The following is a 23,759-nucleotide window of genomic DNA, read 5'->3' on the forward strand; positions in this document are numbered from 1 at the left end:
CGGCGACGGCTTCCGATCCGACACATCGACGATCCCGATCTTCGTCATCGGCGCGACGCCCTGGGCCCGATCCCGTGCGGGTGCCGATCTTCCGCCGCTGCCCGCACCGCTGCGCAGCGCCTCGGAAGAAGGGAAAACCCTGATGCCAAGTGCCAGTGCATCGAGGGTGCGCCTGCGCGCGCCGAAGAACAATGGTCCTCATCGGAGCGAGCAGCCCGAGACCCATGCGCAAGACCCACAACGGAGGCAACATGCAGTTCTACCTGAATGGCTACGCTCCCGGCGACCCCGACATCATCAAAGAGGCGCTCCCCGACAGCGTCGACGTCCTCATCGTCGGCAGCGGGCCCGCAGGGGCCTTGCTGGCGGCTCAGCTGTCGAACTTCCCGCGCATCAGCACCCGGCTGGTCGAGCGCCGCGACGGCCCGCTCAAGGTCGGCCAGGCCGACGGCATCGCCTGCCGCACGGTCGAGATGTTCGAGGCCTTCGGTCTGGCGCAGAAGCTCATCCGCGAGGCCTACTGGGTCAACGAGACCGTCTTCTGGCGGCCGTCGAAGCAGGACCGCACGCGCATCGAGCGCACCGGCCGGGTGCAGGACACCGAGGACGGCCTGTCCGAGTTTCCGCACCTGATCGTCAACCAGGCCCGGCTGCAGCAGTACCTGCTCGACCACATGCGCATGTCGCCGACCCGGCTCGAGGCCAGCTACGGACTGGAATTCGTCGCCCTGACGGTGGAGCCCGAGGGCGAGCACCCGGTCGTCGTGACCTTGCGCGACGTCGCCAAGGGCGCCGAGACCACGGTCCGCGCGCGCTACGTGGTGGGCTGCGACGGCGCGCGCAGCGGGGTGCGCCAATCGATCGGCGCCATGCCGCACGGCGACTTCGCCAACCATGCCTGGGGCGTCGTCGACATGCTGGCCGTGACCGACTTCCCGGACATCCGGCTCAAGGCCGCCATCCAGTCCGCGGACGAGGGCAACATCCTGCTCATCCCGCGCGAGGGCGGCTACATGGTGCGGCTCTATGTCGACCTCGGCGACATCGACCCGGACCATCGCGAGGCCATCAGGGACTTTACCCAGGAGAAGGTCATCGCGACCGCCCAGCGCGTGCTGCACCCGTACTCGCTCGACGTCAAGCGGGTGGTGTGGTTCGCGGTGTACCAGGTGGGCCAGCGCGTCACCGACCGCTTCGACGATGTGCCCGCGGACCAGGCCGGCGCGCGCCTGCCGCGCGTCTTCATCGCCGGCGATGCCTGCCACACTCATAGCGCGAAGGCCGGCCAGGGCATGAACGTCTCGATGCAGGACGCCTTCAACCTGGGCTGGAAGCTCGCCGCGGTGCTCGAGGGACGCGCCGGCGCGGAACTGCTGCGCACCTACAACGTCGAGCGCCATGCGATCGCGCAGCGGCTGATCGACTTCGACAAGGAGTGGTCGAAGATCATGGCCTCGCAGCCGTTGGATCCGGACCATCCGGAACTCGGCGGTGTCGATCCGCAGGAGCTTCAGGCCTACTTCGTGAAGTCCGGCCGCTACACGGCCGGCGTCGCGACGCACTACACGCCGACGACGGCGCTGACGGCCGAGGCCACCCACCAGGACCTCGCGCGCGGCTTCACGATCGGCATGCGCTTCCACTCGGCCCCGGTCGTGCGCCTGGCCGATGCCAAGCCGGTCCAGCTCGGCCATGCCGCCCGCGCCGATGGCGCCTGGCGCCTCTATGCGTTCGCCGATGCGGCCGGCCGGCGCCTGCGCGAGCTCATGGCCTTCCTGGCGGATTCGGCGGCTTCGCCGATCCGCCGCTTCACGCCCGCCGGGGCCGATGTCGACATCGACAGCGTCATCGACGTGCGCGCGGTCTTCCAGCAGGGGCACCTCGCGCTCAAGGTGGAGGCGCTGCCGTCGATCCTGCTGCCGCGCAAGGGCTGCTTCGGCCTCGTCGACTACGAGAAGGCCTACTGCCCCGACCTCCGGAACGGCCCCGACATCTTCGACCTGCGCGGCATCGACCGTGCGCAGGGTGCGATGGTGGTCGTGCGTCCCGACCAGTACGTCTCGAACGTGCTCCCGCTCGACGCACACGACGAACTCGCCGCCTTCTTCGGGCGCTTCCTGCTCGACCAGCGGCCGTCGCGCAGGCCATAGCGCTCCAGAGTTTTCCTCATATGAATAGCTGAAATGCTTCTAGCCCGGCAGGGCTGGAACGCGCGCGTTGGCGGCACAGTCGGATATCCAACAACTTCGCGCAGCGCGAGCTCCCCCTGTCATGGCCCACAAACTCAAGATCGTCGCCGTCTCCGGCGGCCTGCAGCGCCCGTCCCGCACGCTGGCATTGGTCGAGCAGCTGCTCGAAGGACTCACCGACGCGCTTCCGGCCGAAGCGCGCCTGATCCAGCTCGGCGACATCGTGCCCAAGTTCGGCAGCGTGCTGCAGCGCAAGCATCTGCCGGCCGAGGTCGAATCGCATCTGCGCGACATCGAGACCGCCGACCTCCTGCTGGTGGCGAGTCCGATCTACCGGGGCTCCTACACGGGCCTCTTCAAGCACCTGTTCGATTTCGTCCATCACGAGTCGCTGATCGACGTCCCGGTGCTGCTCGCCGCCACCGGCGGCAGCGACCGGCATGCGCTCGCCATCGACCATCAGCTGCGCCCGCTGTTTAGCTTCTTCCAGGCGCACACGCTGCCGATCGGGGTCTATGCGACCGACAAGGAGTTCGACGACTACCGTGTCGCCAGCGCCTCGCTGCAGGCACGCATCGACCTGGCGGTCGAACGCGCGCTGCCGGTGCTGCGCCAGCGCGCCAGGGGCGCCGCGGCCGTGTCCGTGCTCTCGCTGGCCTGAGCCGCCTCGGCGCGCCGCCGCGCCGACCTGTCGGGTCAGTGCTGGGCGTGCGCCAGCAGCTGCTCCAGCGCCGATTCCGGAACGGCCTCGCCCTCGTCGGCCGCACGGTTTCCGAGTGCTTCTTCCACCGCCGCGCGCGACAGGGTGGGGGAGAAGGCCTCGATGAAGGCGTAGACGTAGGCCCGCAGATAGGTGCCACGCCGCACCGCCACCTTGGTCAGGTTGATCCCGAACAAGCGGCCCGCATCGACGGCGCGCAAGCGGGTGTCGCGCTCGGTTTCGAAGGCGATGCCGGCGACGATCCCGATGCCCAGGCCGAGTTCCACGTAGGTCTTGATGACGTCGGCATCCATGGCGGTGATGGCCAGGTTGGGCTTCAGGCCGGCATCGGCGAAGGCCTTGTCGATGCGCGTGCGGCCGGTGAAGCCGCTGTCGTAGGTGACCAGCGGATAGGCCGCCAGCCGCTCCAGGCTCAGCGGGCCGTCGAGCAGGGGATGCCCGGGCGGCGCGATGATCGAATGGGTCCAGCGAAAGCTCGGCAGGGCGACCAGCTGCGGATAGTCGCTGAGCGCCTCGGTCGCGATGCCGACGTCGGCCTCGCCGTCCAGCAGCATCTGCGCGACCTGCTTGGGCGAGCCCTGCCGCAGGTGCAGCTGCACGTTGGGAAACCGGCCCCTGAACTCCTGCACCGCCACCGGCAAGGCGTAGCGGGCCTGCGAGTGGGTGGCGGCGATCGACAGCAAGCCCTCGTCCTGGGCCAGAAACTCCTGTCCGGCCTGGCGCAGGTTGTGGCTCTCCAGCAGCATGCGTTCGATGATCGGCAGCAGGTGATCCCCGGGCGCCGTCAGTCCGGTCAGCCGCTTGCCGGCGCGAGCGAACAGCGCGATGCCCAGTTCGTCTTCCAGTTCACGGATCTGGCGGCTGACGCCCGGCTGCGAGGTATGCAGCGCATGGGCTGCTTCGGTGAGGTTGAAGCCGCAGCGCACGGCTTCGCGCACGGAGCGCAACTGTTGGAAATTCATGGCGTCCAGGCAAGCAAGCAAGAAAGAAGTGCCCGATGGCACTCGGCGGCCGATTGTGCGTTTGCCGTCCTGAATCCCGAACGAATGAATCGTTGATTTCAAATAAGCGAATGATCTGAGGGCCTTGCCCTCACGCCGGAAAGAAGCGGTTCGGCGGCCGCGGCAGCCCGAGGTTCTCGCGCAGGGTGCGGCCTTCGTATTCGCGCCGGAAGATGCCGCGCCGCTGCAGTTCCGGCACCACCTTGTCGGCGAAGGCGTCGAGCCCGCCCGGCAGCCATGGAAACATGATGTTGAAGCCGTCCGCGCCTTCGCGCTCCAGCCACTCCTGCATCTCGTCGGCAATCGTCTGCGCAGTGCCGACGAAAGCCAGTCCGCCATAGCCACCCAGGCGCTGGGCCAGCTGGCGCACCGTGAGGCCCTCGCGCCGCGCCAGCGCGATCACGCGCTCGCGGCTGCTCCGGCTGGCGTTGGTCTCGGGCACCTCGGGCAGCGGCTGGTCGAGGTCGAAGCCGGAGACGTCGTGGCCGAGGGCGACCGACAGCGAGGCGATGGCGCTGTGCGCATGCACCAGGCTGTCGAGCCGGGCGCGCTGGGCGCGGGCTTCTGCCACCGTGTCGCCCACCACGACGAAGGCGGCCGGCAGGATCTTGAGGTGGTCGCGCTCGCGGCCCAGCGCCGCGAGCCGGCCCTTGACGTCGGCGTAGAAGGCGCGCCCCTCGTCCAGCGTGCCGTGGGCCGCGAAGATCACCTCGGCGGTTTCGGCCGCCAGCTGGCGGCCGGGCTCCGAGGCACCGGCCTGCACGATCACCGGCCAGCCCTGCACCGGCCGCGCGATGTGCAGCGGGCCGCGCACCGAGAAGTACTTGCCCTTGTGGTTCAGGGTGTGCAGCCGCTGCGGATCGAAGTACTGTCCGCTGGCCGCATCGCGCACGAAGGCGTCGTCGGCCCAGCTGTCCCACAGCCCGGTCACGACATCGTGGAACTCGCGTGCCCGGGCGTAGCGCTCGTCGTGCGGCATGTGGTCCTCGAGGCCGAAGTTGAGCGCCGCGTCGGGGTTGGAAGTGGTCACGATGTTCCAGCCGGCGCGCCCTTCGCTGAGATGGTCGAGCGACGCGAAGCGGCGCGCGACATGGAAGGGCTCGTCGAAGGTGGTGGAGGCAGTGGCGACCAGTCCGATGTGCCGGGTGGCCTGGCTCAGCGCCGACAACAGCGTGAACGGCTCGAAGGAGCTGACGGTGTGGCTGCGCTGGAGTGCCTCCATCGGCATGTTGAGGAGCGCCAGGTGGTCGGCCATGAAGAAGGCGTCGAAGCGCGCGCGCTCCAGCGTCTGCGCGAAACGCCGCAGGTGCGCGAAATTGAAGTTGGCGTCGGCGAAGGCGCCCGGATAGCGCCAGGCGCCGGTGTGGATGCTGACGGGGCGCATGAAGGCGCCCAGCCTGAGCTGGCGGGTGGAGGTCATGGTGGGCGCTTTTACGCCGGTCCGGCGCGGCTGCCAAAGACCGATTGCTTCGATGCTTATGCGCCCCTGGCGAGGGCCACCTGATCTCGGGCGGCGCGCGGGGATGGTTGATTTGGCTATATCCAACTGACGAATCGGTCGTTCCCCTTCTGCCTGCCCTTTTCGACAATCGCGCCTCCAAGAACAAAAGACCGGACGCCCTTGATGCTGCCCACCCTCACCGAAGACTTCGAACTCGATCCCTCCGGCGTCTCCATCTGGCAGACCCTGCGCGCACTGGCGCTCGGCGCGCTGGTGGCCTTGGCGCTGGCATTGATCGCCAGCTTTCTGGTGGTCACGGGCGCCCATGCACAGCAGGCCAGGGGCGAGCTTCGCATCGGCTACCAGAAGTCGGCCAGCCTGTTCGTGCTGCAGAAGGCCCAGGGCAGCCTGGAGAAGAAGCTCGCGCCGCTGGGCTTCGGCGTCAAGTGGGTCGAGTTCCCGGCCGGACCGCAATTGCTCGAAGGCCTGAACGTCGGCGCGGTCGACGTCGGCTACGTCGGCGAGGCGCCGCCGATCTTCGCCCAGGCCGCGGGCGCCAGGTTCGTCTACTTCGGCTTCGACCCGGCCGCGCCGCGGGCCGAGGCCATCCTGGTGACGAAGGATTCGCCGATCCGTTCGGTGGCCGATCTCAAGGGCAAGAAGGTCGCGCTGAACAAGGGCAGCAACGTGCACTACCTGCTGGTGAAGCAGCTCGAAAAGAATGGGCTCAAGCCGACCGACATCCAGCCCGTCTATCTGGCGCCGGCCGACGGCCGTGCCGCCTTCGAGAGCAAGAACGTCGATGCCTGGGTGATCTGGGACCCGTTCCAGGCCGCCGCGGAGAAAGCCACCGGGGCCCGCGTGCTGGCCGACGGCGCGCCGGACGTGGTGAACAACTACCAGTACTACCTGGGCGAGCGCGGCTTCGTCGGCAAGAACCCGAAGGTCATCGAAGCGCTGTTCGAGGATTCGGTCTCCCAGGGCATCTGGCTCAAGAAGAACCTGCGGCAGGCGGCCGAGCTGATCGCGCCGCTGCAGGGGCTGCCGGTCGACGTGGTCGAGCTCGCGCTGCAGCGCTACGAGTTCAACGTCAAGCCGATCACGCCGGCCGTGGCGGCGGACCAGCAAAAGATCGCCGACACCTTCTTCGACCTGAAATTGATTCCCAAGGCCATCCGGATCAGCGACGCGGTCGTGGTGGCGAAGCCCTGAATCCGAACCGAGTCTTCCGATGACGCAGCTCGCCCCTTCGACCCCCGCCGAGCAGGCCCGCGCCGTGATCGCGCGCACGGCCACCGCGTGGCGCATCGCCCCGGCCTCGCCGCGCGCGGTGGCCCGGCGGGCGCCGCACGGCCACGTGCCCGTGCGCATCCTGCGGCGCATCGGCGCCAGCGCGCGGGCGCCCGGCCTGCCGGTCTTCGCGCATTCCTGGTGAAACCGGCAAGGACCCCGAGACCATGCACATCCATCGCATCCTTCGCAGCGTCGCGCTCGTCGCCGCCTTCGCCCTGAGCGGCACCGTCGCGCTGGCCCAGAACAGCGCCGTGGTGCGCATCGGCTACCAGAAGTCATCGACCCTGATCGCGGTGCTCAAGGCGCAGGGCGTGCTTGAGAAGGAACTCGCGCCGCTCGGCGTCAAGCTGAGCTGGCACGAGTTCACCAGCGGCCTGCCGCTGCTCGAGGCGCTGAACCTCGACAACCTCGACTTCAGCGCCGACGTGGCCGACACGGTGCCCGTGTTCGCGCAGGCCGCCGGCGCGCAACTCAGCTTCGTGGCCCAGGAGGCGCCGTCGCCGACCGCGCAGGCGATCGTGGTGCGGGCCGATTCGCCGATCCGGTCGCTGGGCGACCTGAAGGGCCGGAAGATCGGCGTCGCCAAGGGCTCGGGCGGCCACTACCTGCTGCTGGCCGCGCTCGACAAGGCCGGCATTCCGCTGAAGGAAGTCGAGACCGCCTACCTCACGCCGGCCGACGGCCGCGCAGCCTTCGAGAAAGGCGCGATCGACGCCTGGGTGACCTGGGACCCGTTCTTCGCGGCGGCGCAGCGCCAGGCCGGCGTGCGCGTGCTCGCCGATGGCACCGGCATCGCCTCCTACCAGCGCTACTACCTGGCCTCGACGAAGTTCGCGCAGGCCCGCCCGGACGTGCTGGGCGTCATCTATGCAGCACTCGGCAAGGCCGGCCGGTGGGTCAAGCAGAACCCGCGCGAGGCGGCCGAACTGCTGGCGCCGGTCTGGGGGCTGGACGTGGCCACCATCGAGCAGGCCAACGCGCGGCGCAGCTACCAGGTCCGCCCGGTGGTGGCCGCCGGCGTCGGCGAGCAGCAGCGCATCGCCGATGCCTTCTTCGCCGAGAAGCTGCTGCCGCGCCGGGTCGACACCCTGCAGGCGAGCTTCTTCCAGCCGCCCGCCCCATGAGCGCCCCCTCTTCAACTCACTCCTGGACCTGAGCATGTCGAACAACTGGAAATTCGAAACCCTGTCGGTGCATGCCGGCTATTCGCCCGAGCCGACCACGCGTGCCGTGGCGCCGCCGATCTACCAGACCGTGGCCTACGCCTTCGACAGTGCCCAGCACGGCGCCGACCTGTTCGACCTCAAGGTGCCCGGCAACATCTACAGCCGCATCAACAACCCGACCCAGGACGTGCTCGAGCAGCGGGTCGCGGCCCTCGAAGGCGGCATCGCGGCGCTGGCCGTGGCGTCGGGGCAGGCGGCCGTGACCTACGCGATCCAGACCATCGCCGAGGCGGGCGACAACATCGTCTCGAGCACCGCGCTCTACGGCGGCACCTACAACCTGTTCGCCCACACGCTGCCGCAGTTCGGCATCACGACCCGCTTTGCCGACCACCGCGATCCGGCCAGCTTCGAGAAGCTCTTCGACACGAGGACCAAGGCGGTGTTCGTGGAGTCGCTCGGCAACCCCGCGGGCAACGTCACCGACATCGCCGCCATCGCCGAGATCGCGCACCGCCACGGCGTGCCGCTGATCGTCGACAACACGGTGCCGTCGCCCTACCTGAGCCGGCCGATCGAGCACGGCGCGGACATCGTCGTGCATTCGCTGACCAAGTACCTCGGCGGCCACGGCACCAGCATCGGCGGCGCGATCGTCGACTCGGGCAAGTTCCCGTGGGCCGAGCACAAGGAGCGCTTCAAGCGCCTCAACGAGCCCGACGTCAGCTACCACGGGGTGGTCTACACCGAGGCGCTGGGCGCCGCGGCCTACATCGGGCGGGCGCGCGTCGTGCCGCTGCGCAACACCGGCGCGGCGATCTCGCCCTTCAATGCCTTCCTGATCCTGCAGGGCATCGAGACGCTGGCGCTGCGGGTCGACCGCATCAGCGCCAACGCGCTGGCCGTGGCCCAGCACCTGCGTTCGAGCAAGGCCGTGAAGTGGGTCAACTATGCCGGCCTCGAAGACCATCCGGACCATGCGCTGGCGAAGAAGTACCTGGGCGGCAAGGCCAGCGGCGTGCTGACCTTCGGCCTGGCCAGCCAGGGCGGCGATGCCCGCGCCGCCGGCGCCCGCTTCCTCGATGCGCTGCAGCTGTTCACGCGGCTGGTCAACATCGGCGACGTGCGCTCGCTGGCGACCCATCCGGCGTCGACCACGCACCGCCAGCTCGGGCCCGACGAGCTGGCCCGGGCCGGTGTCTCGGAAGACACGGTGCGCCTGTCGGTCGGCATCGAGCACATCGACGACCTGCTGGCCGACCTGGACCAGGCGCTGGCCAAGCTCTGAGCCTGCCGCGTGTCGATCCCGTCCGCCGACCTGTCCCTGATGGCCGCCGCCGGGCGGTCGTCGCCCGTTTCGGCCTGGCGGCGGCTGCAAGAGCGCATCGCGCCCCGCCTGGTGGCCTGGCCGTTCCCGCTCGCGGTGCTGCTGCTGTGGTACCTCGGCGCCCGCTTCGAGTGGATCGCGCCGCAGGTGCTGCCGTCGCCGGCCGCGGTCTGGGCGACCTTGCTCGACCTGTTGCGCACCGGCGAGATCTGGGGTCATCTGCAAGTCAGCATGACGCGCGTGTTCGCGGGCTTCGCCGTGGGGCTGGCCGTCGGCGGCGCGCTGGGGGTGGCGATGGGCCTGTCGCCGACCTTCAAGGACTACGTCTATCCGCTCTTCAAGGCCTTCAGCCAGGTGCCGGTGCTGGGCTGGCTGCCGCTGCTGATGCTGCTGGTGGGCATCGACGAGGCGCTCAAGATCATCCTCATCGCCAAGGCGGCGCTGGTGCCGATCGCACTCAACACCTGCAAGGGCATCCAGGGCGTGCCCACGCGCTACATCGAAGTCGCGCGGGTGCTGCGCTTCACGCGCTGGCAGCTGCTCACCAAGGTGGTGCTGCCGTCCGCCTTTGCGCCGATCTGGAGCGGCGTGCGCTATGGCTTCACCCACGCCTGGCTGGCGCTGGTGGTGGTCGAGCTGCTGGCGTCCAGCGAAGGGATCGGTTTCCTGATCGTCTATGGCCGGCAGTTGTTCCAGCTCGACGTCGTGCTGGCCGCGGTGGTGGTGGTCGGCATCGTCGGCTACCTGCTCGACAAGGCGCTGGCGCTGGTCGAGCTGCGGCTCACGCGCTGGCGGCGGGCCGGGTTCTGAACATGGCGACACGGCCGCATCCCGTGCCCAAGGCCCTGCGGGGTTGGGTGTTGCCGCTCGGGCTGCTGCTGCTCTGGTGGTTCGCGGCGCGCTTCGGCTGGAGCAGCTCGCCGATGCTGGTCGCGCCGGAGGCGGTCTGGGCGCGGGCCGTGCGCTACACGGCGAGCGGCGAGCTCCGCAGCGCACTGGGATCGAGCCTGTGGCGCAATCTCGCGGGCTTCGCGATCGGCGCCTCCGGCGGCCTGCTGTTCGGCGCGGCGCTGGGCTTCTCGCGCCTGTTCGAGCGCGCCGTGGGACCGAGCTTCCACACGCTCAAGCAGATTTCCCTGTTCGCGTGGATTCCGCTGATCTCGGTCTGGTTCGGGCTCGGCGATGCGGCCAAGGTGGCCTTCCTGTCGCTGGCCGCCTTCTTCCCGGTGGTGCTGAACACCTTCGAGGGCATTCGCAGCGTGCCGCGCGAGTTCATCGAGGTGGCGCGGGTGCTGAAGTTCAGCCGCCGGCAACTGCTCGGGCGGGTGGTGCTGCCGAGCGCCTCGCCATCGATCTTCGCGGGCATCCACCTGGCCCTGATCTACGCCTGGCTGGCCACGCTGGGCGCCGAGTACCTGCTGGTGGCCGGCAAAGGCATCGGCAACACCATGATCGACGGCCGCGAACATTTCCAGATGGACCTGGTGATCTTCGGCGTGATCGTGGTCGGCGCGGTGGGCTTCACGCTCAATTGGATCGCGACCCGCATCGAGACCCGTCTGCTCGCCTGGCGCGGGCGGTCGGTCGCGCAGTTCTGAACCCGGAGACGCACGCATGGCCGACAAGGCAGGAACCCTGGACATTCGCCACCTCGGCAAGCAGTACGTGGTCGAGGGCGCACCGCTGCAGGTGCTGAGCGACATCACGCTGCGCATCGAGCCGGGCGAGTTCGTGAGCATCGTGGGCGCCAGCGGCTGCGGCAAGTCGACGCTGCTGCGCCTGGTGGTGGGCCTCGAGGAAGACTACCGCGGCGAGCTGCTGCTCGACGGCCAGCGCATCGCCGGCACCAGCCTGGACCGCGGCATCGTGTTCCAGGAGCACCGGCTCTTTCCCTGGCTGACGGTCGAGGACAACATCGGGCTGGGCCTGCTCAACGCGCCCTTGACCGAGGGACAGAAACGCATGCAGGTCCGCGAGCACATCGAGCTGGTCGGGCTGCAGGGCTTCGCCAAGGCCTGGCCGCACCAGCTCTCGGGCGGCATGGCGCAGCGCGTGGCGATCGCCAGGGCGCTGGTGAACCGGCCCGAGATCCTGCTGCTCGACGAGCCCTTCGGCGCGCTCGACGCGATCACCCGCGCCCACCTGCAGCAGGAGCTGCACCGCATCTGGCGCGCCGAGGGCATCACCACGATCCTGGTCACGCACGACGTCGAAGAGGCGGTGTTCCTCGGCGACAAGGTGGTGGTGATGGAACCCCGGCCGGGCCGCATCCGGCGCATCGTCCCGGTGCCGCTGCCACATCCGCGCCATCGTGCGTCGCGCGACTTCGCCGACGTCAAGGAGACGGTGCTGGCCGAGTTCGGGGCCGAGGCGGCCGTCTTCTAGACCTTCTTCATTTTTCCCTTCCGGACCTTCACATGACTTCCTTCGAACTTTCCCGCGGCCGCCGGCCGTTCCTGGCGACCGCCCTGGCGCTGGCCGGGCTGCTGGCCGCCGCGGCCACGCCGACGGCCGGCGCGGCCGACCTGCCCAAGGTGATCCGACTGGCCGCGCCCGAACAGGGCAGCGCCGGCAAATCCTTCGCCGGCGCCGGCCCGGTGTCGCTGGCCTATGCGAGCAAGGCGATCGAGGCCGAGTTCGCGAAGGACGGCGTCCAGGTCGAATGGAAGTTCTTCAAGGGCGCCGGCCCCGCCATCAACGAGGCGCTCGCCACCGGCCAGCTCGACGTGGTGTTCCTGGGCGACCTGGCCGGCGTGATCGGCCGCGCCAGCGGGCTCAAGACGCGGCTGGTGCTGGCCGGCGGGCGCGGCAGCAACAGCTACCTGGCGACGGCGCTGGGCGCCAACATCCAGAGCTTCAAGGACCTCAAGGGCAAGCGGGTCGCGGTGCTGCGCGGCACGGCCTACCAGCTGTCCTTCAACCGCCTGCTCGAAGACCAGGGCCTGACCGAGAAGGACGTGCGCTTCACCAACCTCGACTGGCCGACCTCGAAGGCGGCGCTGGTCAGCAAGGACATCGACGCCACCTTCGGCGGCTCGGACCTGCAGCTGCTCAAGATCGCGGGCACGGCCGACATTCCGGTCAGCACGCGGGGCAGGGGGCCGATCTACGGCATCAACTCGGGCACCATCGCCACCGACGACTTCGCGAAGAAGTACCCGCAGGCGCTGACCCGCCTCGTCAAGGTGATCGTGCAGCAGGCCCATGCCGCCTCGCTCGACGAGGGCCAGCGGGCCGCGCTGTTCACCCGCTTCCACGACATCAGCGGCCTGCCGGTGGCGCTGTTTGCCAGCGATTTCGAAGGCACCGTGATCAAGGAGCGCTATTCGCCACTGCTCGACAACGGCTTCGTGTCGCACTACACGGACGTGATCGACGGCGCGCGCAAGCTCGGCATCATCCGCCAGACCTACGACGCACAGGCCTGGGCCGACCCGAGCTTCCTGAACCAGGCCTTGAAGGAGCTGAAGCTCGAGACCTTCTGGACGCCGACCAACGCGGCCGGGCTGGTGGCGTCGCGATGAGCGTCGAAGCCCGCGAGCCGGTGGCATGGATCGCCGGCGTCGGTGCCGGCGCCGGGCTCGGCGCCGCCCTGGCGCGGCGCTTCGCGCGCGGCGGCTTCAGCGTCGCGCTCACCGGACGCACCGGCGAGCAGCTGCAGGCCAACGGCATTCCCGGCACCGCGCCCGGCGGTCGCGGCACGCTGCTGTTCACGGGCGCGACGGCCGCGCTGCGCGGCAAGCCTCCGTTCGCGGCCTTCGCCGCAGCCAAGGCCGGGCTGCGCTCGCTGAGCCAGAGCCTGGCGCGCGAGTTCGGGCCAGAGGGCATTCACGTCGCGCACGTGGTCATTGACGGCGGCATCGACGGCGAGCGCCTGCGCACCAGCGCGCCGCAGCGGGTGGCGCAGGCCGGCGACGACGGCCTGCTGCAGCTCGACGCCATCGCCGAGAGCTACTGGCAGCTGCATCTGCAGCACCGCAGCGCCTGGACCCAGGAGATCGACCTGCGCCCGTTCAAGGAACCTTTCTGAGGAGATCGCCATGAGTGCCGTATTGAATCCCTGGCCCGGCGTGCACACGATCCCGGCCGTGCAGGCGGAGCTCAACTACCTGGCCCCGGGGGTGGCGCGTCCTGTCAGCTACACCTTCGAGCCGCCCCCCGGCGTGCCCTGGAGCACCGGGGAGCTGGTGCCGAAGCGGGTCGTGATCCACGACGGTCGCCCGCTGGCCGCGCTGGGCGAGCTGTCGCTCGACCGCAGCGGCTTCGCGCAGCTGTCGCACCGCAGCGCCGTGACCGCCTTCTCGGACGAGGCGGCGATCCGCTCGGTGTACTACGCCGAGTCGGCCGCGCTGCTGCGCGAAGCCACCGGGGCCGAGAAGGTGGTGGTGTTCGACCACACCCTGCGCGACAGCGCGCACGGGTCGCGCGCCAACGCATCGCTGCGCGAACCGGTGCGGCGCGTGCACAACGACCAGACCTTCGTCTCCGGGCCGCGCCGCGTGCGCGATCACCTGCCCGCGGCAGAGGCGGCGGAACGCCTGCAGCACCGCTTCGCCATCATCAACCTGTGGCGGCCGCTGGCGACCGTGGAGCAGCTGCCGCTGGCGCTGTGCGATGCGCGCTCGATCGCACCCGCCGACCTGGTGCCGAGCGACCTGGTCTACCGCGACAAGGTGGGCGAGACCTACGCGTTCCTGCACAACCCGGCGCACCGCTGGTACTGGTTCCCGCGCCTGCGCGGCGACGAGGCGCTGCTGCTGAAGATCTACGACTCGCGCGACGACGGCACCGCGCGGTTGACGGCGCACACCGCCTTCGTCCACCCGGACACGCCCGCCGATGCGCCGGCGCGCCGCAGCATCGAGCTGCGGGCGCTGGTGTTCTGGCCCGCCGACGGCGGACCGTCCCCTGACCCTTCCCCATGACCGCATCCCAAAGACACATGCATCTCGGCGCCTTCTTCTTCGGCGTCGGCCATCACCTCGCGGCCTGGCGCCACCCCGACGTCGATCCCGGCGCGGCCAGCCGGATCGAGGCGCTGAAGGAATGGACCCGGATCGCGGAGGAGGCCAAGTTCGATGCCATCTTCTTCGCCGACAACGTCGGCCTGCCCGGACCGCCCGACGCCGTGGTGGCGAAGAACGCGCTCTGGTATCCGCTCGACCCGCTGATCTCGCTGGCGGCGCTGTCGCAGTCGACCACCCACATCGGGCTGGTGGCCACGGTCTCGTCGACCTACCTGCCGCCCTATCACCTGGCGCGCAAGTACGCCTCGCTGGACCAGGTCAGCGGCGGCCGCAGCGGCTGGAACCTGGTCACCTCGGGCAGCGACTTCGAGGCCCGCAGCTTCGGCCTCGACCAGCAGCTGGCCCATGCCCACCGCTATGCGCGGGCGCACGAGTACGTGAAGATCGTCAAGGGCCTGTGGGACAGCTGGGAAGACGATGCCTTCATCCACGACAAGGCCGCCAACCGCTTCTTCGATCCGGCCCGGCTGCACCGCGTGGCGCACGAGGGCGAGCACTACAAGGTGCATGGCGCGCTGCAGACGCCGCGTGCGCCGCAGGGCTACCCGGTGCTGGTGCAGGCCGGCTCGTCGGGCGACGGCCAGGAGCTGGCCGCGGCCACGGCCGAGGTGGTGTTCACGGCGCAGCAGACGGTCGAGGACGCGCGGGCCTTCTACGCCGGGCTCAAGTCGCGGCTGGCCGCCCACGGGCGCACGCCGGACCAGCTCAAGATCCTGCCCGGCATCTCGCCCTTCGTGGGCCGCAGCCAGCAGGAGGCCCAGGAGAAGTTCGAACAGCTGCAGGGCCTGATCGACCCGGTGCTCGGCGTCGGCCTGTTGTCGACCTTTCTGGGCAACGTCGATCTCTCGGGCCACGACATCGACGGGCCCTTCCCTCAGGACCTGCCCGTGACCGAGGGGTGGAAGAGCCGCCAGGAACTGTTCGCAGCGATGGCCAAGCGCGACAACCTGTCGATCCGCCAGCTCTACGAAAAAGTGGCCGGCGCGCGCGGCCACTGGACGATCGTCGGCACCGCCGAATCGATCGCCGACCAGCTCGAGCACTGGTTCAGCACCGGCGCGGCCGACGGCTTCAACGTCCTGGCGCCCACCTTGCCGTTCGGGCTGCGGGACTTCGCGGAGCTGGTCATTCCGGAACTGCAGCGGCGAGGGCTCTTCCGCACCGCCTACACGGGCCGCACCTTGCGCGACCACCTCGGCTTGAAGCGGCCCGCGCATCCGCACCGCCATGCCCTCGAAGCCGCCATCACAGATGAATAGGTTCTAAGGAATTCACTTTTCAGTAGTTTGTGTCTGATGGCGGCCCCCCTAAAGTGGGCCATCGCCATCCGGCGAAGCCCACTCACTACTTTTCGACGGAGCGCCTTTTCATGTCATCGGAAGCCGAAACCCTTGCATTGCCAGAGGCCCTGGAGCAGGCCAGAAGCCAGGCGGAACAGCAGAAGCTGCCCTACGCGGGCGGCGTCGTGCCGCCGGTGGCCTGGCAGCTGGTCCAGCGCCGCGAGGCAGTCCTGGTGGATGTGCGTTCCGGCGAAGAGCGCAAGTTCGTCGGCCAGGTGCCGGACAGCCTGCACGTGCCGTGGGCCACCGGCACCGCGCTCACGCGCAATCCGCGCTTCGTGCGGGAGCTCGAAGCCAAGCTGGCCAAGGACGGCGGCAAGGACGCGGTGGTGCTGCTGCTGTGCCGCAGCGGCAAGCGCTCGGCGCTGGCGGCGGAAGCCGCGGCCAAGGCCGGTTTCACCCATGTCTTCAACGTGCTCGAAGGATTCGAAGGCGAGATCGACGCCCGGCAGCATCGCGGCGGCTCCGACGGCTGGCGCTTCCACGGGCTGCCGTGGATCCAGGACTGACCGTCCGGGACCCACCAGGAGCCAACCATGTCCGCATTCGACGTTGACCAGGTGGTCAGCGCGCTGCGCCGCGTGCGCGGCGAATGGCGCGATGCCCAGAAGCGCTCGCGCGAGCCCGCTGGCCGGGAGTTCCCGTCGCGCGAATCGCTGGCGGCGGTGGTCGCGCAGCTCAAGGGCGCGCTCTTTCCGATGCGGCTCGGGCCCTCGGACCTGCGCCACGACGGCGAGGACTTCTATGTCGCGCACACGCTGGATGCCGCCCTGCACACGCTGCTGGAGCAGGCGCGGCTGGAGCTGCACTACGTGGCGCGGCACGCACCGCGCACCGCGGCGGACATCGATGCGCAGGCGCGCCAGGCCGTGCACGACTTCGGTGCGGCGCTGCCCGGCATCCGCCGGCTGCTCGACAGCGACGTGATCGCCGCCTACCACGGCGACCCGGCCGCGCACAGCGTCGACGAAGTGCTGCTGTGTTATCCCGGCGTGCTGGCCATGATCTTCCACCGACTGGCGCACCAGCTCTACCGGCTGCAGCTGCCGCTGCTCGCGCGCATCGTCGCCGAGCTCGCGCATGCCGAGACCGGCATCGACATCCATCCCGGCGCGCGGATCGGCTCGGGCTTGTTCATCGACCATGGCACCGGCGTCGTCATCGGCGAGACCGCGGTGATCGGCGAGCGCGTGCGCATCTACCAGGCCGTGACGCTGGACGCCAAGCGCTTCCCGACCGACGCCCACGGCGTGCTGCAAAAGGGCCTGCCGCGCCACCCGGTGGTCGAGGACGAGGTCGTCATCTATGCCGGCGCCACCATCCTGGGACGGGTCACGATCGGCCGCGGCGCCGTCATCGGCGGCAACGTCTGGCTGACCGAGGACGTTCCGGCCGGCGCCAGCGTGACCCAGGCCGGCGTGCGCAACTCGGCGTCGGCGACCGCGGCGGCGCTCGCACGGTGAGCGCCGCTCGACACTTTCCCGCGATTCCTTTTCGACTTCCTTTCCACCCCTACGGAGTTTTCCCTCATGACAGCAACAGTCGGCGGAACGCACGCCCTCGGCGACAGCGCCGCACGCCAGCTCGCCAATGCCACCAAGAGCGTTCCCCAACTCGAGACGATCAGCCCGCGCTGGCTCACGCATCTTCTTCAGTGGGTTCCGGTGGAAGCCGGCATCTACCGCCTGAACAAGGTCAAGAACCCGGAATCGATCCAGGTCGTCTGCACGGCCAAGGAAAGCGAGAACCAGCTGCCGCGCACCTGGGTCGACTACGAGGAGCAGCCGCGCGAGTACAACCTCAACGCGGTGAGCACGGTGCTCGACGTCCACACCCGCATTTCCGACCTCTACAGCAGCCCGCACGACCAGATCAAGGAACAGCTGCGCCTGACGATCGAGACGATCAAGGAAAACCAGGAAAGCGAGCTGATCAACAACCCGGACTACGGCCTGCTGTCGCAGGTGACCGAAGAGCAGCGCATCTTCCCGTTGACCGGCGCGCCCACGCCCGACGACCTCGACGAACTGCTGACCAAGGTCTGGAAGGAGCCGGCCTTTTTCCTCACCCATCCGCTGGCGATCGCCGCCTTCGGCCGCGAAGCCACGCGCCGCGGCACGCCGCCGCCGACCGTGAGCCTGTTCGGCTCGCAGTTCATCACCTGGCGCGGCATTCCGCTGATCCCGTCGAACAAGGTGCCGGTCGCCGACGGCAAGAGCAAGATCCTGCTGCTGCGCGTGGGCGACAAGCGCCAGGGCGTGATCGGCCTGTTCCAGCCGGGCCTGGCGGGCGAACAGAGCCCGGGGCTGTCGGTGCGCTTCATGGGCATCAACAACCATGCGATCGCCTCCTACCTGATCTCGCTGTACTGCTCGGTGGCGGTGCTGACGACCGACGCACTGGCGGTGCTCGACGACGTCGAGGTCGGCAGGTACCACGACTATTCCGTCCTCGACACCTACAAGTAAGAAGCCGCACCGTGAGCATGTCCGACTTCCCACCCGGCCCGACCGGGGCGCCGTTCGATCCGGCCGTCCTCGCGCGCCTGGCGACGCAGCTGTTCGCCGCGCTGCCCGGCGAGGTCGCGGCGCCCGCCGGCCTGCATTCGGCGGGGGGCCTGCCGGGCACGCCGCCCACCGGCTTCACCAGCCTGCCGGGCGTGGCGCCGGGCCTGCAGGCGCCCGCCAACATCGCGCCGCCGGGGTCGCCCCTCGTGAGCCCGGCCGGCTTCGGGCCCAGCGTGCCGGGCACGCCGATCCCGCAGGGCCAGATCCCCGGCATCAACCTGATCCCGGCCTCGCCGACCCAGGTGCTGTCGCTCGGCCACCGCGCGCCGGCGCTGTTGCCGCACGCCACGTCTGCGAACGGCGTCCCCGACCAGGTGACCAGCGCCGTTCCCGCCTACGAGCCGCGCTTCGGCAGCGGGCTGCTCGGCGTGCCCGAAGCCCAGGCGGCGTCGCCGTTCTACTTCCTCGGCGCCGGCTACGGGCAACCGTCGCCGGGCGGCCGCGGTGCCGACGGCGCCAGCGCGCCGGTGCACGACGAGCTGGCGCGCTTTCCCTTTGCGCAGCCCGACGGCGCTGACGTGCGGGCGCTGCTGGCGACGCAGGCCCCGAGCCAGCCCACCCCGTCGAGCGAGCCCCAGTACTACTTCGTCGACTCGGTGCGTCTGACCAGCGGCCACGTGACGCCGGCCATGCCGTCTCCTCGGGACGATGTCCCGACGGCCACCGTGGGCCAGCGGCAGCCTTTCGACGTCCATGCGGTGCGGCGCGACTTCCCCGTGCTGCAGGAGCGCGTGAACGGCCGCCAGCTGGTGTGGTTCGACAACGCCGCCACCACGCACAAGCCGCAGTCGGTGATCGACCGGATCAGCCACTTCTACGCCCACGAGAACTCCAACATCCACCGCGCCGCGCACGCGCTCGCCGCGCGCGCCACGGATGCCTACGAAGGCGCGCGCGAGCGGGTGCGGCGCTTCATCAACGCGCCGGAGGCGGACGAAGTCATCTTCGTGCGCGGCACCACCGAGGCCATCAACCTGGTGGCCAAGAGCTGGGGCGGCCAGCACGTGGGCGAGGGCGACGAGATCGTCGTCTCGCACCTGGAGCACCACGCCAACATCGTGCCGTGGCAGCAGCTGGCGGCCGCCAAGGGCGCGAAGCTGCGCGTCATCCCGGTGGACGATTCGGGCCAGGTGCTGCTCGACGAGTACCGCAAGCTGCTCAACGACCGCACCAAGATCGTGGCCGTCACGCAGGTCTCCAATGCCCTCGGCACCGTGGTGCCGGTGAAGGAGATCGTCGAACTGGCGCACCGCGCCGGCGCCAAGGCGCTGGTCGACGGGGCGCAGTCGGTGTCGCACATGCGCGTGGACGTGCAGGACCTGGGCGCGGACTTCTTCGTCTTCTCGGGCCACAAGGTGTTCGGGCCGACCGGCATCGGCGTCGTGTGGGGCAGGCGCGAGGTGCTGGAGGACATGCCGCCCTGGCAGGGCGGCGGCAACATGATCGCCGACGTGACCTTCGAGAAGACCGTGTTCCAGCCGATTCCCAACAAGTTCGAGGCCGGCACCGGCAACATCGCCGATGCGGTGGGGCTCGGCGCGGCGATCGACTACGTGAACAAGGTCGGCATCGAGAACATCGCGCGCTACGAGCATGAACTGCTGGTCTACGGCATGCAGCAACTCGGGGCGATCCGGGGTGTGCGGCTGATCGGCACCGCGGCGGACAAGGCCAGCGTGATGTCCTTCGTGCTGGCCGGCCACAGCACCGAGGAAGTGGGCCAGGCGCTGAACGACGAAGGGATCGCGGTGCGCACCGGCCACCATTGCGCGCAGCCGATCCTGCGGCGCAACGGGGTCGAGACCACGGTGCGGCCCTCGCTGGCGTTCTACAACACCTTCGACGAGATCGATCGGATGGTGGCGGTGATGCGCCGCCTGGCCAGCCAGCGGCGCGCGGGATGAGCCGCCGGGGCCGGATCGGAGGCTGCTTCAGATGAGTTTTTCATAAGCAAGCGAGAATTCAGTCGTTCCCCGTTGGTTGCGCGATCTTTAGAGTGGCGGACTTGTTCACTTGTCCGTCGCTTCCATGGCCGTCGCAACCGCCCCCACGGCACCCGCCCAGACTTTCGAGATTCGCCGCTTCGACGCCCCCGTCGGCGCCGAGATCATCGGCCTCGACATCTCGAAGCCGATCAACGCGGATGATTTCGCGCGCATCCACCGCGCCCACCTCGACCACCACGTGCTGGTCTTTCGCGACCAGCAGGTCGCACCGGCGGACCACGTGGCCTTCAGCCGCCGCTTCGGGCCGCTGGAGATCCACGTGCTGCACCAGTTCCAGCTCCCCGGCCAGCCGGAGATCCTGATCGTCTCCAACATCAAGGAGAAGGGCGAACCCATCGGGCTGGGCGACGCCGGCGTCTACTGGCACTCCGACATCTCCTACAAGGACAAGCCCAGCCTGGGCTCGCTGCTGCATGCGCAGGAGCTGCCGAGCGAAGGCGGCGACACGCTCTTCGCCGACCAGCACCTGGCGTGGGAGGCACTCGATCCGGCATTGCAGCAGCGCATCCTCGGCCTGAAGGCCGAGCACAGCTACCTGGCCAAGTACGAGGAACTGCGGTCCAAGAACCCGTGGCGCCCCAAGCTCTCGCAGGCCCAGATCGACCAGGTCGCGCCCGCCATCCAGCCGGTGGTCCGCACCCATCCCGAGACCGGCCGCAAGGCGCTCTTCGTCAGCGAGCATTTCACGACCCGCATCGTCGGCCTGCCGCAGGACGAGAGCGAGGCCCTGCTGGCCGAACTGTTCGCCCACAGCGTCAAGCCGGAATTCGTCTACCGCCACCAGTGGGCGCCCCACGACCTGGTGTTCTGGGACAACCGCTCGCTCATGCACCTGGCCGCCGGCACGCCGGACGCGCTGCGCCGCAAGCTCTATCGAACCACCATCCAGGGCGACACGCCCTTCTGATCCGCACCATGAAGAACATCATTCGCAAGACCGCCACGGTCATCGCCGGCCTCGGCCTGCTGGCCGGCAGCCTGGCGGCCCGCGCCGAAGGCCAGATCCGCATCGCCGAGCAGTTCGGCGTCGTCTACCTGCTGCTCAATGTGGCGCAGGACCAGAAGCTCATCGAAAAGCACGCCAAGGCGGCCGGCATCGATGCCAAGGTCGAGTGGGTCAAGCTGTCGGGCGGCTCGGCGGTGAACGACGCGCTGCTCTCGGGCAACATCGAGATCGCCGGCGCCGGGGTCGGGCCGCTGCTCACCATCTGGGACCGCACCAAGGGCCGGCAGAACGTGAAGGGCGTGGCCTCGCTCGGCAACTTCCCTTACTACCTGGTCAGCAACAACCCCGCCGTGAAGAGCATCGCCGACTTCACCGACAAGGACCGCATCGCGGTGCCCGCGGTCGGCGTGTCGGTGCAGTCGCGCGTGCTGCAGCTGGCGTCGGCCAAGCTGTGGGGCGACAAGGACTTCGCCCGCCTCGACAAGATCAGCGTGGCGCTGCCGCATCCCGATGCGGCCGCGGCGATCATCAAGGGCGGCACCGAAATCACCGGCCATTTCGGCAACCCGCCATTCCAGGAGCAGGAACTCGCCGGCAACCCGCAGGCGCACATCGTGCTCAATTCGTACCAGGTGCTCGGCGGGCCGGCCTCGGCCACGGTGCTGTATGCCACCGAGAAGTTCCGCGCCGAGAACCCGAAGACCTACCAGGCCTTCATCGATGCGCTGAACGATGCGGCGCAGTTCGTCGCCGCCAACCCCGAGAAGGCGGCCGACATCTACATCAAGGTGAGCAACGCCAAGATCGACCGCGACCTGCTGGTGAAGATCATCAAGAACCCCGAAGTCCAGTTCAAGACCACGCCGCAGAACACCTACCAACTGGCCGAGTTCATGCACCGCGTCGGCGCCATCAAGAACAAGCCCGCCTCGGTCAAGGATTACTTCTTCGACGACGCCCAGAACGCGGCGGGGAACTGAGCGCATGACGACGACGATGCTGCGCGCCGGTCCGGCCTTTGCGCCGCCGGTGCCCGCGGCGCAGACCGCAGCGCCCGAACGCGCCGCGCAGGCCGCGGCGCTGGGCGCGCCGCTGCTGCAAGTCGACGGCGTGAGTCTTGAATACCGCACCCGCGAGCGCGTGGTGCGCGCCACCCACCGCGTGAGCTTCGACATGCACGAGGCCGACCGCTTCGTGCTGCTGGGCCCCTCGGGCTGCGGCAAGTCGACGCTGCTCAAGGCGATCGGCGGCTTCATCCGGCCGGTCGAAGGCGAGATCCGGCTCGACGGCCGCAGCGTCAGCGCGCCGGGACCCGACCGGATCGTGGTGTTCCAGGAATTCGACCAGCTTCCGCCGTGGAAGACGGTCCATCAGAACGTGATGTTCCCGCTGCTGGCCTCGCGCACGATAGGCCGCAAGGAAGCCGCCGAGCGCGCGCTGCACTACCTCGACAAGGTGGGCCTGGCCAAGTTCGCCGACGTGCATCCGCACCAGCTCTCCGGTGGCATGAAGCAGCGCGTGGCGATCGCCCGCGCGCTGGCGATGCAGCCGCGTGTGCTGCTGATGGACGAGCCCTTCGCCGCCCTCGACGCGCTCACCCGCCGCAAGATGCAGGAAGAGCTGCTCGCGCTGTGGGACGAGGTGCGCTTCACGCTCCTGTTCGTCACCCATTCGATCGAGGAGGCGCTGGTGGTGGGCAACCGCATCGCGCTGCTGTCGCCGCATCCGGGGCGCATGCGGGCCGAGATCAACAGCCACGGCTTCACGCTCGACAGCCTGGGCGGCGGCGAGTTCCAGGCAGCGGCGCAGCGCATCCACCGGATGCTGTTCGAAGAAGAGGGCGTCGACGCATGAGTGCTTTGCTGGATCCGCCGGTCCGTGGCGAATACGAGCGCAGGCTGGAGCCGTTCACCGAAGTGCCGGTCGAACGCGCGCTGCCTTGGGCGACCCGCATCTGGGCGCAGGGCGCGGTGCGCAAGGGCCTGATCCTGGCGCTGCTCGCCGTGCTGTGGGAGCTGCTGGCGCGCTGGCAGGACAACGACCTGCTGCTGCCGACCTTCAGCGCCACCGCGCGCGCGCTGGTCGACGGCCTCGCAAGCGGCGAGTTGATCGAGAAGGTGCGCATCTCCTTCGCCGTGCTGCTGCAGGGCTACCTGGTCGGCGTGCTGCTGGCCTTCGTCCTGACCACCCTCGCGGTGTCGACCCAGCTCGGGCGCGACCTGCTGGACACGCTGACCTCGATGTTCAACCCGCTGCCCGCGATCGCGCTGCTGCCGCTGGCGCTGCTGTGGTTCGGGCTGGGCCGCGGCAGCCTGGTTTTCGTGCTGATCCATTCGGTCTTGTGGCCGCTGGCGCTGAACACCTACGCCGGCTTCCAGGGGGTGCCCGAGACCCTGCGCATGGCGGGCCGCAACTACGGCCTGCGCGGCCTGCGCTACGTGCTGCAGATCCTGGTGCCGGCCGCATTGCCCGCGATCCTGTCGGGGCTGAAGATCGGATGGGCTTTCGCGTGGCGCACGCTGATCGCGGCCGAACTGGTGTTCGGCGCCTCGTCGGGCAAGGGCGGCCTCGGCTGGTACATCTTCCAGAACCGCAACGAGCTCTACACCGACCGGGTGTTCGCCGGCCTCGCCATGGTGGTCCTGATCGGGCTGCTGGTGGAAAGCCTCGGCTTCGCGACATTGGAACGCCTGACGGTCCGGCGCTGGGGCCAGCAGCGATAGCGCCCGTCCGCC

23 protein-coding genes are annotated in these 23,759 nt (G+C 69.3%); 21 read left to right on the plus strand and 2 right to left on the minus strand.

What is annotated here, in order from left to right; translation table 11 throughout:
• Window positions 1-251 precede the first annotated feature (251 nt).
• Window positions 252-2,150, plus strand: a complete 1,899-nt coding sequence (locus QTI33_RS24170; protein WP_286508965.1) for an FAD-binding monooxygenase — start codon at window positions 252-254, stop codon at window positions 2,148-2,150.
• Window positions 2,151-2,271: 121 nt separating this feature from the next.
• A complete protein-coding gene (msuE, locus tag QTI33_RS24175) occupies window positions 2,272-2,850 on the plus strand; it encodes an FMN reductase (RefSeq protein WP_286508900.1) in 579 nt (192 codons plus the stop codon).
• A 35-nt stretch (window positions 2,851-2,885) separates the two neighbouring features.
• Here msuE and QTI33_RS24180 read toward each other — a convergent pair whose 3' ends face one another.
• Window positions 2,886-3,872: a CysB family HTH-type transcriptional regulator gene (locus QTI33_RS24180; protein WP_286508901.1), complete on the minus strand. Its 987-nt coding sequence runs from the start codon at window positions 3,870-3,872 to the stop codon at window positions 2,886-2,888.
• A 130-nt stretch (window positions 3,873-4,002) separates the two neighbouring features.
• On the minus strand, window positions 4,003-5,331 hold the full coding sequence (locus QTI33_RS24185; RefSeq protein ID WP_286508902.1) for an LLM class flavin-dependent oxidoreductase: 1,329 nt from the start codon (window positions 5,329-5,331) through the stop codon (window positions 4,003-4,005).
• A gap of 204 nt (window positions 5,332-5,535) precedes the next feature.
• Between QTI33_RS24185 and QTI33_RS24190 the strand changes: the two genes are divergently transcribed.
• The 19 genes from QTI33_RS24190 to QTI33_RS24280 all read left to right on the plus strand — a co-directional run bounded on the left by QTI33_RS24190 (window position 5,536) and on the right by QTI33_RS24280 (window position 23,747).
• Window positions 5,536-6,564: a sulfonate ABC transporter substrate-binding protein gene (locus QTI33_RS24190; RefSeq protein WP_286508903.1), complete on the plus strand. Its 1,029-nt coding sequence runs from the start codon at window positions 5,536-5,538 to the stop codon at window positions 6,562-6,564.
• 19 nt (window positions 6,565-6,583) lie between these two features.
• A complete protein-coding gene (locus QTI33_RS24195; protein WP_286508904.1) occupies window positions 6,584-6,787 on the plus strand; it encodes a hypothetical protein in 204 nt (67 codons plus the stop codon).
• Window positions 6,788-6,809: 22 nt separating this feature from the next.
• The gene (locus tag QTI33_RS24200) at window positions 6,810-7,769 is read left to right on the plus strand and encodes an aliphatic sulfonate ABC transporter substrate-binding protein (RefSeq protein WP_286508905.1); all 960 of its coding nucleotides are present in this window, start codon (window positions 6,810-6,812) and stop codon (window positions 7,767-7,769) included.
• Between the two features lie 34 nt (window positions 7,770-7,803).
• Window positions 7,804-9,099, plus strand: a complete 1,296-nt coding sequence (locus tag QTI33_RS24205; protein WP_286508906.1) for an O-acetylhomoserine aminocarboxypropyltransferase/cysteine synthase family protein — start codon at window positions 7,804-7,806, stop codon at window positions 9,097-9,099.
• Between the two features lie 39 nt (window positions 9,100-9,138).
• Entirely contained in the window at window positions 9,139-9,948 is an 810-nt protein-coding gene (locus QTI33_RS24210; RefSeq protein ID WP_444814884.1) for an ABC transporter permease, read from the plus strand.
• A 2-nt stretch (window positions 9,949-9,950) separates the two neighbouring features.
• Complete coding sequence (locus QTI33_RS24215; protein WP_286508907.1) at window positions 9,951-10,736, plus strand: ABC transporter permease; 786 nt, start codon at window positions 9,951-9,953, stop codon at window positions 10,734-10,736.
• A 16-nt stretch (window positions 10,737-10,752) separates the two neighbouring features.
• Window positions 10,753-11,523, plus strand: a complete 771-nt coding sequence (locus QTI33_RS24220) for an ABC transporter ATP-binding protein (RefSeq protein ID WP_286508908.1) — start codon at window positions 10,753-10,755, stop codon at window positions 11,521-11,523.
• 32 nt (window positions 11,524-11,555) lie between these two features.
• Window positions 11,556-12,662, plus strand: a complete 1,107-nt coding sequence (locus QTI33_RS24225; protein WP_286508909.1) for an ABC transporter substrate-binding protein — start codon at window positions 11,556-11,558, stop codon at window positions 12,660-12,662.
• Window positions 12,659-13,168, plus strand: a complete 510-nt coding sequence (locus tag QTI33_RS24230; protein ID WP_286508910.1) for an SDR family NAD(P)-dependent oxidoreductase — start codon at window positions 12,659-12,661, stop codon at window positions 13,166-13,168. Before QTI33_RS24225 ends, QTI33_RS24230 begins: the two co-directional genes overlap by 4 nt.
• A 10-nt stretch (window positions 13,169-13,178) precedes the next feature.
• A complete protein-coding gene (locus tag QTI33_RS24235; RefSeq protein WP_286508911.1) occupies window positions 13,179-14,063 on the plus strand; it encodes a CmcJ/NvfI family oxidoreductase in 885 nt (294 codons plus the stop codon).
• Complete coding sequence (locus QTI33_RS24240) at window positions 14,060-15,424, plus strand: LLM class flavin-dependent oxidoreductase (RefSeq protein WP_286508912.1); 1,365 nt, start codon at window positions 14,060-14,062, stop codon at window positions 15,422-15,424. Before QTI33_RS24235 ends, QTI33_RS24240 begins: the two co-directional genes overlap by 4 nt.
• Window positions 15,425-15,534: 110 nt before the next feature.
• Window positions 15,535-16,014 carry a rhodanese-like domain-containing protein gene (locus QTI33_RS24245; protein WP_286508913.1) on the plus strand — a complete coding sequence of 160 codons (480 nt, stop codon included), beginning with the start codon at window positions 15,535-15,537 and terminating at the stop codon, window positions 16,012-16,014.
• A gap of 27 nt (window positions 16,015-16,041) precedes the next feature.
• Window positions 16,042-16,968, plus strand: coding sequence for a serine O-acetyltransferase EpsC (gene epsC, locus QTI33_RS24250; protein ID WP_286508914.1), 927 nt, complete (start codon window positions 16,042-16,044; stop codon window positions 16,966-16,968).
• Between the two features lie 66 nt (window positions 16,969-17,034).
• On the plus strand, window positions 17,035-17,973 hold the full coding sequence (locus QTI33_RS24255; protein WP_286508915.1) for a family 2A encapsulin nanocompartment shell protein: 939 nt from the start codon (window positions 17,035-17,037) through the stop codon (window positions 17,971-17,973).
• Window positions 17,974-17,990: 17 nt separating this feature from the next.
• Window positions 17,991-19,976, plus strand: a complete 1,986-nt coding sequence (locus QTI33_RS24260; protein ID WP_286508967.1) for a family 2A encapsulin nanocompartment cargo protein cysteine desulfurase — start codon at window positions 17,991-17,993, stop codon at window positions 19,974-19,976.
• Window positions 19,977-20,100: 124 nt separating this feature from the next.
• The gene (locus tag QTI33_RS24265; protein ID WP_286508916.1) at window positions 20,101-20,985 is read left to right on the plus strand and encodes a TauD/TfdA dioxygenase family protein; all 885 of its coding nucleotides are present in this window, start codon (window positions 20,101-20,103) and stop codon (window positions 20,983-20,985) included.
• Between the two features lie 8 nt (window positions 20,986-20,993).
• Complete coding sequence (locus QTI33_RS24270; RefSeq protein ID WP_286508917.1) at window positions 20,994-22,004, plus strand: ABC transporter substrate-binding protein; 1,011 nt, start codon at window positions 20,994-20,996, stop codon at window positions 22,002-22,004.
• Window positions 22,005-22,008: 4 nt separating this feature from the next.
• Window positions 22,009-22,878: an ABC transporter ATP-binding protein gene (locus QTI33_RS24275; RefSeq protein WP_286508918.1), complete on the plus strand. Its 870-nt coding sequence runs from the start codon at window positions 22,009-22,011 to the stop codon at window positions 22,876-22,878.
• The gene (locus tag QTI33_RS24280) at window positions 22,875-23,747 is read left to right on the plus strand and encodes an ABC transporter permease (protein WP_286508919.1); all 873 of its coding nucleotides are present in this window, start codon (window positions 22,875-22,877) and stop codon (window positions 23,745-23,747) included. The genes QTI33_RS24275 and QTI33_RS24280 overlap by 4 nt, the downstream gene beginning before the upstream one ends.
• Window positions 23,748-23,759 lie beyond the last annotated feature (12 nt).

It is taken from the genome of Variovorax davisae, assembly GCF_030316845.1.
GTDB lineage: Bacteria > Pseudomonadota > Gammaproteobacteria > Burkholderiales > Burkholderiaceae_C > Variovorax > Variovorax davisae.

Bases quoted from the DNA above. Each gene is read 5' to 3' on its own strand.
- QTI33_RS24170 (WP_286508965.1), top strand. From the start codon at position 252: ATGCAGTTCTACCTGAATGGCTACGCTCCCGGCGACCCCGACATCATC.
- msuE (WP_286508900.1), top strand. From the start codon at position 2,272: ATGGCCCACAAACTCAAGATCGTCGCCGTCTCCGGCGGCCTGCAGCGC.
- QTI33_RS24180 (WP_286508901.1), bottom strand. From the start codon at position 3,872: ATGAATTTCCAACAGTTGCGCTCCGTGCGCGAAGCCGTGCGCTGCGGC.
- QTI33_RS24185 (WP_286508902.1), bottom strand. From the start codon at position 5,331: ATGACCTCCACCCGCCAGCTCAGGCTGGGCGCCTTCATGCGCCCCGTC.
- QTI33_RS24190 (WP_286508903.1), top strand. From the start codon at position 5,536: ATGCTGCCCACCCTCACCGAAGACTTCGAACTCGATCCCTCCGGCGTC.
- QTI33_RS24195 (WP_286508904.1), top strand. From the start codon at position 6,584: ATGACGCAGCTCGCCCCTTCGACCCCCGCCGAGCAGGCCCGCGCCGTG.
- QTI33_RS24200 (WP_286508905.1), top strand. From the start codon at position 6,810: ATGCACATCCATCGCATCCTTCGCAGCGTCGCGCTCGTCGCCGCCTTC.
- QTI33_RS24205 (WP_286508906.1), top strand. From the start codon at position 7,804: ATGTCGAACAACTGGAAATTCGAAACCCTGTCGGTGCATGCCGGCTAT.
- QTI33_RS24210 (WP_444814884.1), top strand. From the start codon at position 9,139: ATGGCCGCCGCCGGGCGGTCGTCGCCCGTTTCGGCCTGGCGGCGGCTG.
- QTI33_RS24215 (WP_286508907.1), top strand. From the start codon at position 9,951: ATGGCGACACGGCCGCATCCCGTGCCCAAGGCCCTGCGGGGTTGGGTG.
- QTI33_RS24220 (WP_286508908.1), top strand. From the start codon at position 10,753: ATGGCCGACAAGGCAGGAACCCTGGACATTCGCCACCTCGGCAAGCAG.
- QTI33_RS24225 (WP_286508909.1), top strand. From the start codon at position 11,556: ATGACTTCCTTCGAACTTTCCCGCGGCCGCCGGCCGTTCCTGGCGACC.
- QTI33_RS24230 (WP_286508910.1), top strand. From the start codon at position 12,659: ATGAGCGTCGAAGCCCGCGAGCCGGTGGCATGGATCGCCGGCGTCGGT.
- QTI33_RS24235 (WP_286508911.1), top strand. From the start codon at position 13,179: ATGAGTGCCGTATTGAATCCCTGGCCCGGCGTGCACACGATCCCGGCC.
- QTI33_RS24240 (WP_286508912.1), top strand. From the start codon at position 14,060: ATGACCGCATCCCAAAGACACATGCATCTCGGCGCCTTCTTCTTCGGC.
- QTI33_RS24245 (WP_286508913.1), top strand. From the start codon at position 15,535: ATGTCATCGGAAGCCGAAACCCTTGCATTGCCAGAGGCCCTGGAGCAG.
- epsC (WP_286508914.1), top strand. From the start codon at position 16,042: ATGTCCGCATTCGACGTTGACCAGGTGGTCAGCGCGCTGCGCCGCGTG.
- QTI33_RS24255 (WP_286508915.1), top strand. From the start codon at position 17,035: ATGACAGCAACAGTCGGCGGAACGCACGCCCTCGGCGACAGCGCCGCA.
- QTI33_RS24260 (WP_286508967.1), top strand. From the start codon at position 17,991: ATGTCCGACTTCCCACCCGGCCCGACCGGGGCGCCGTTCGATCCGGCC.
- QTI33_RS24265 (WP_286508916.1), top strand. From the start codon at position 20,101: ATGGCCGTCGCAACCGCCCCCACGGCACCCGCCCAGACTTTCGAGATT.
- QTI33_RS24270 (WP_286508917.1), top strand. From the start codon at position 20,994: ATGAAGAACATCATTCGCAAGACCGCCACGGTCATCGCCGGCCTCGGC.
- QTI33_RS24275 (WP_286508918.1), top strand. From the start codon at position 22,009: ATGACGACGACGATGCTGCGCGCCGGTCCGGCCTTTGCGCCGCCGGTG.
- QTI33_RS24280 (WP_286508919.1), top strand. From the start codon at position 22,875: ATGAGTGCTTTGCTGGATCCGCCGGTCCGTGGCGAATACGAGCGCAGG.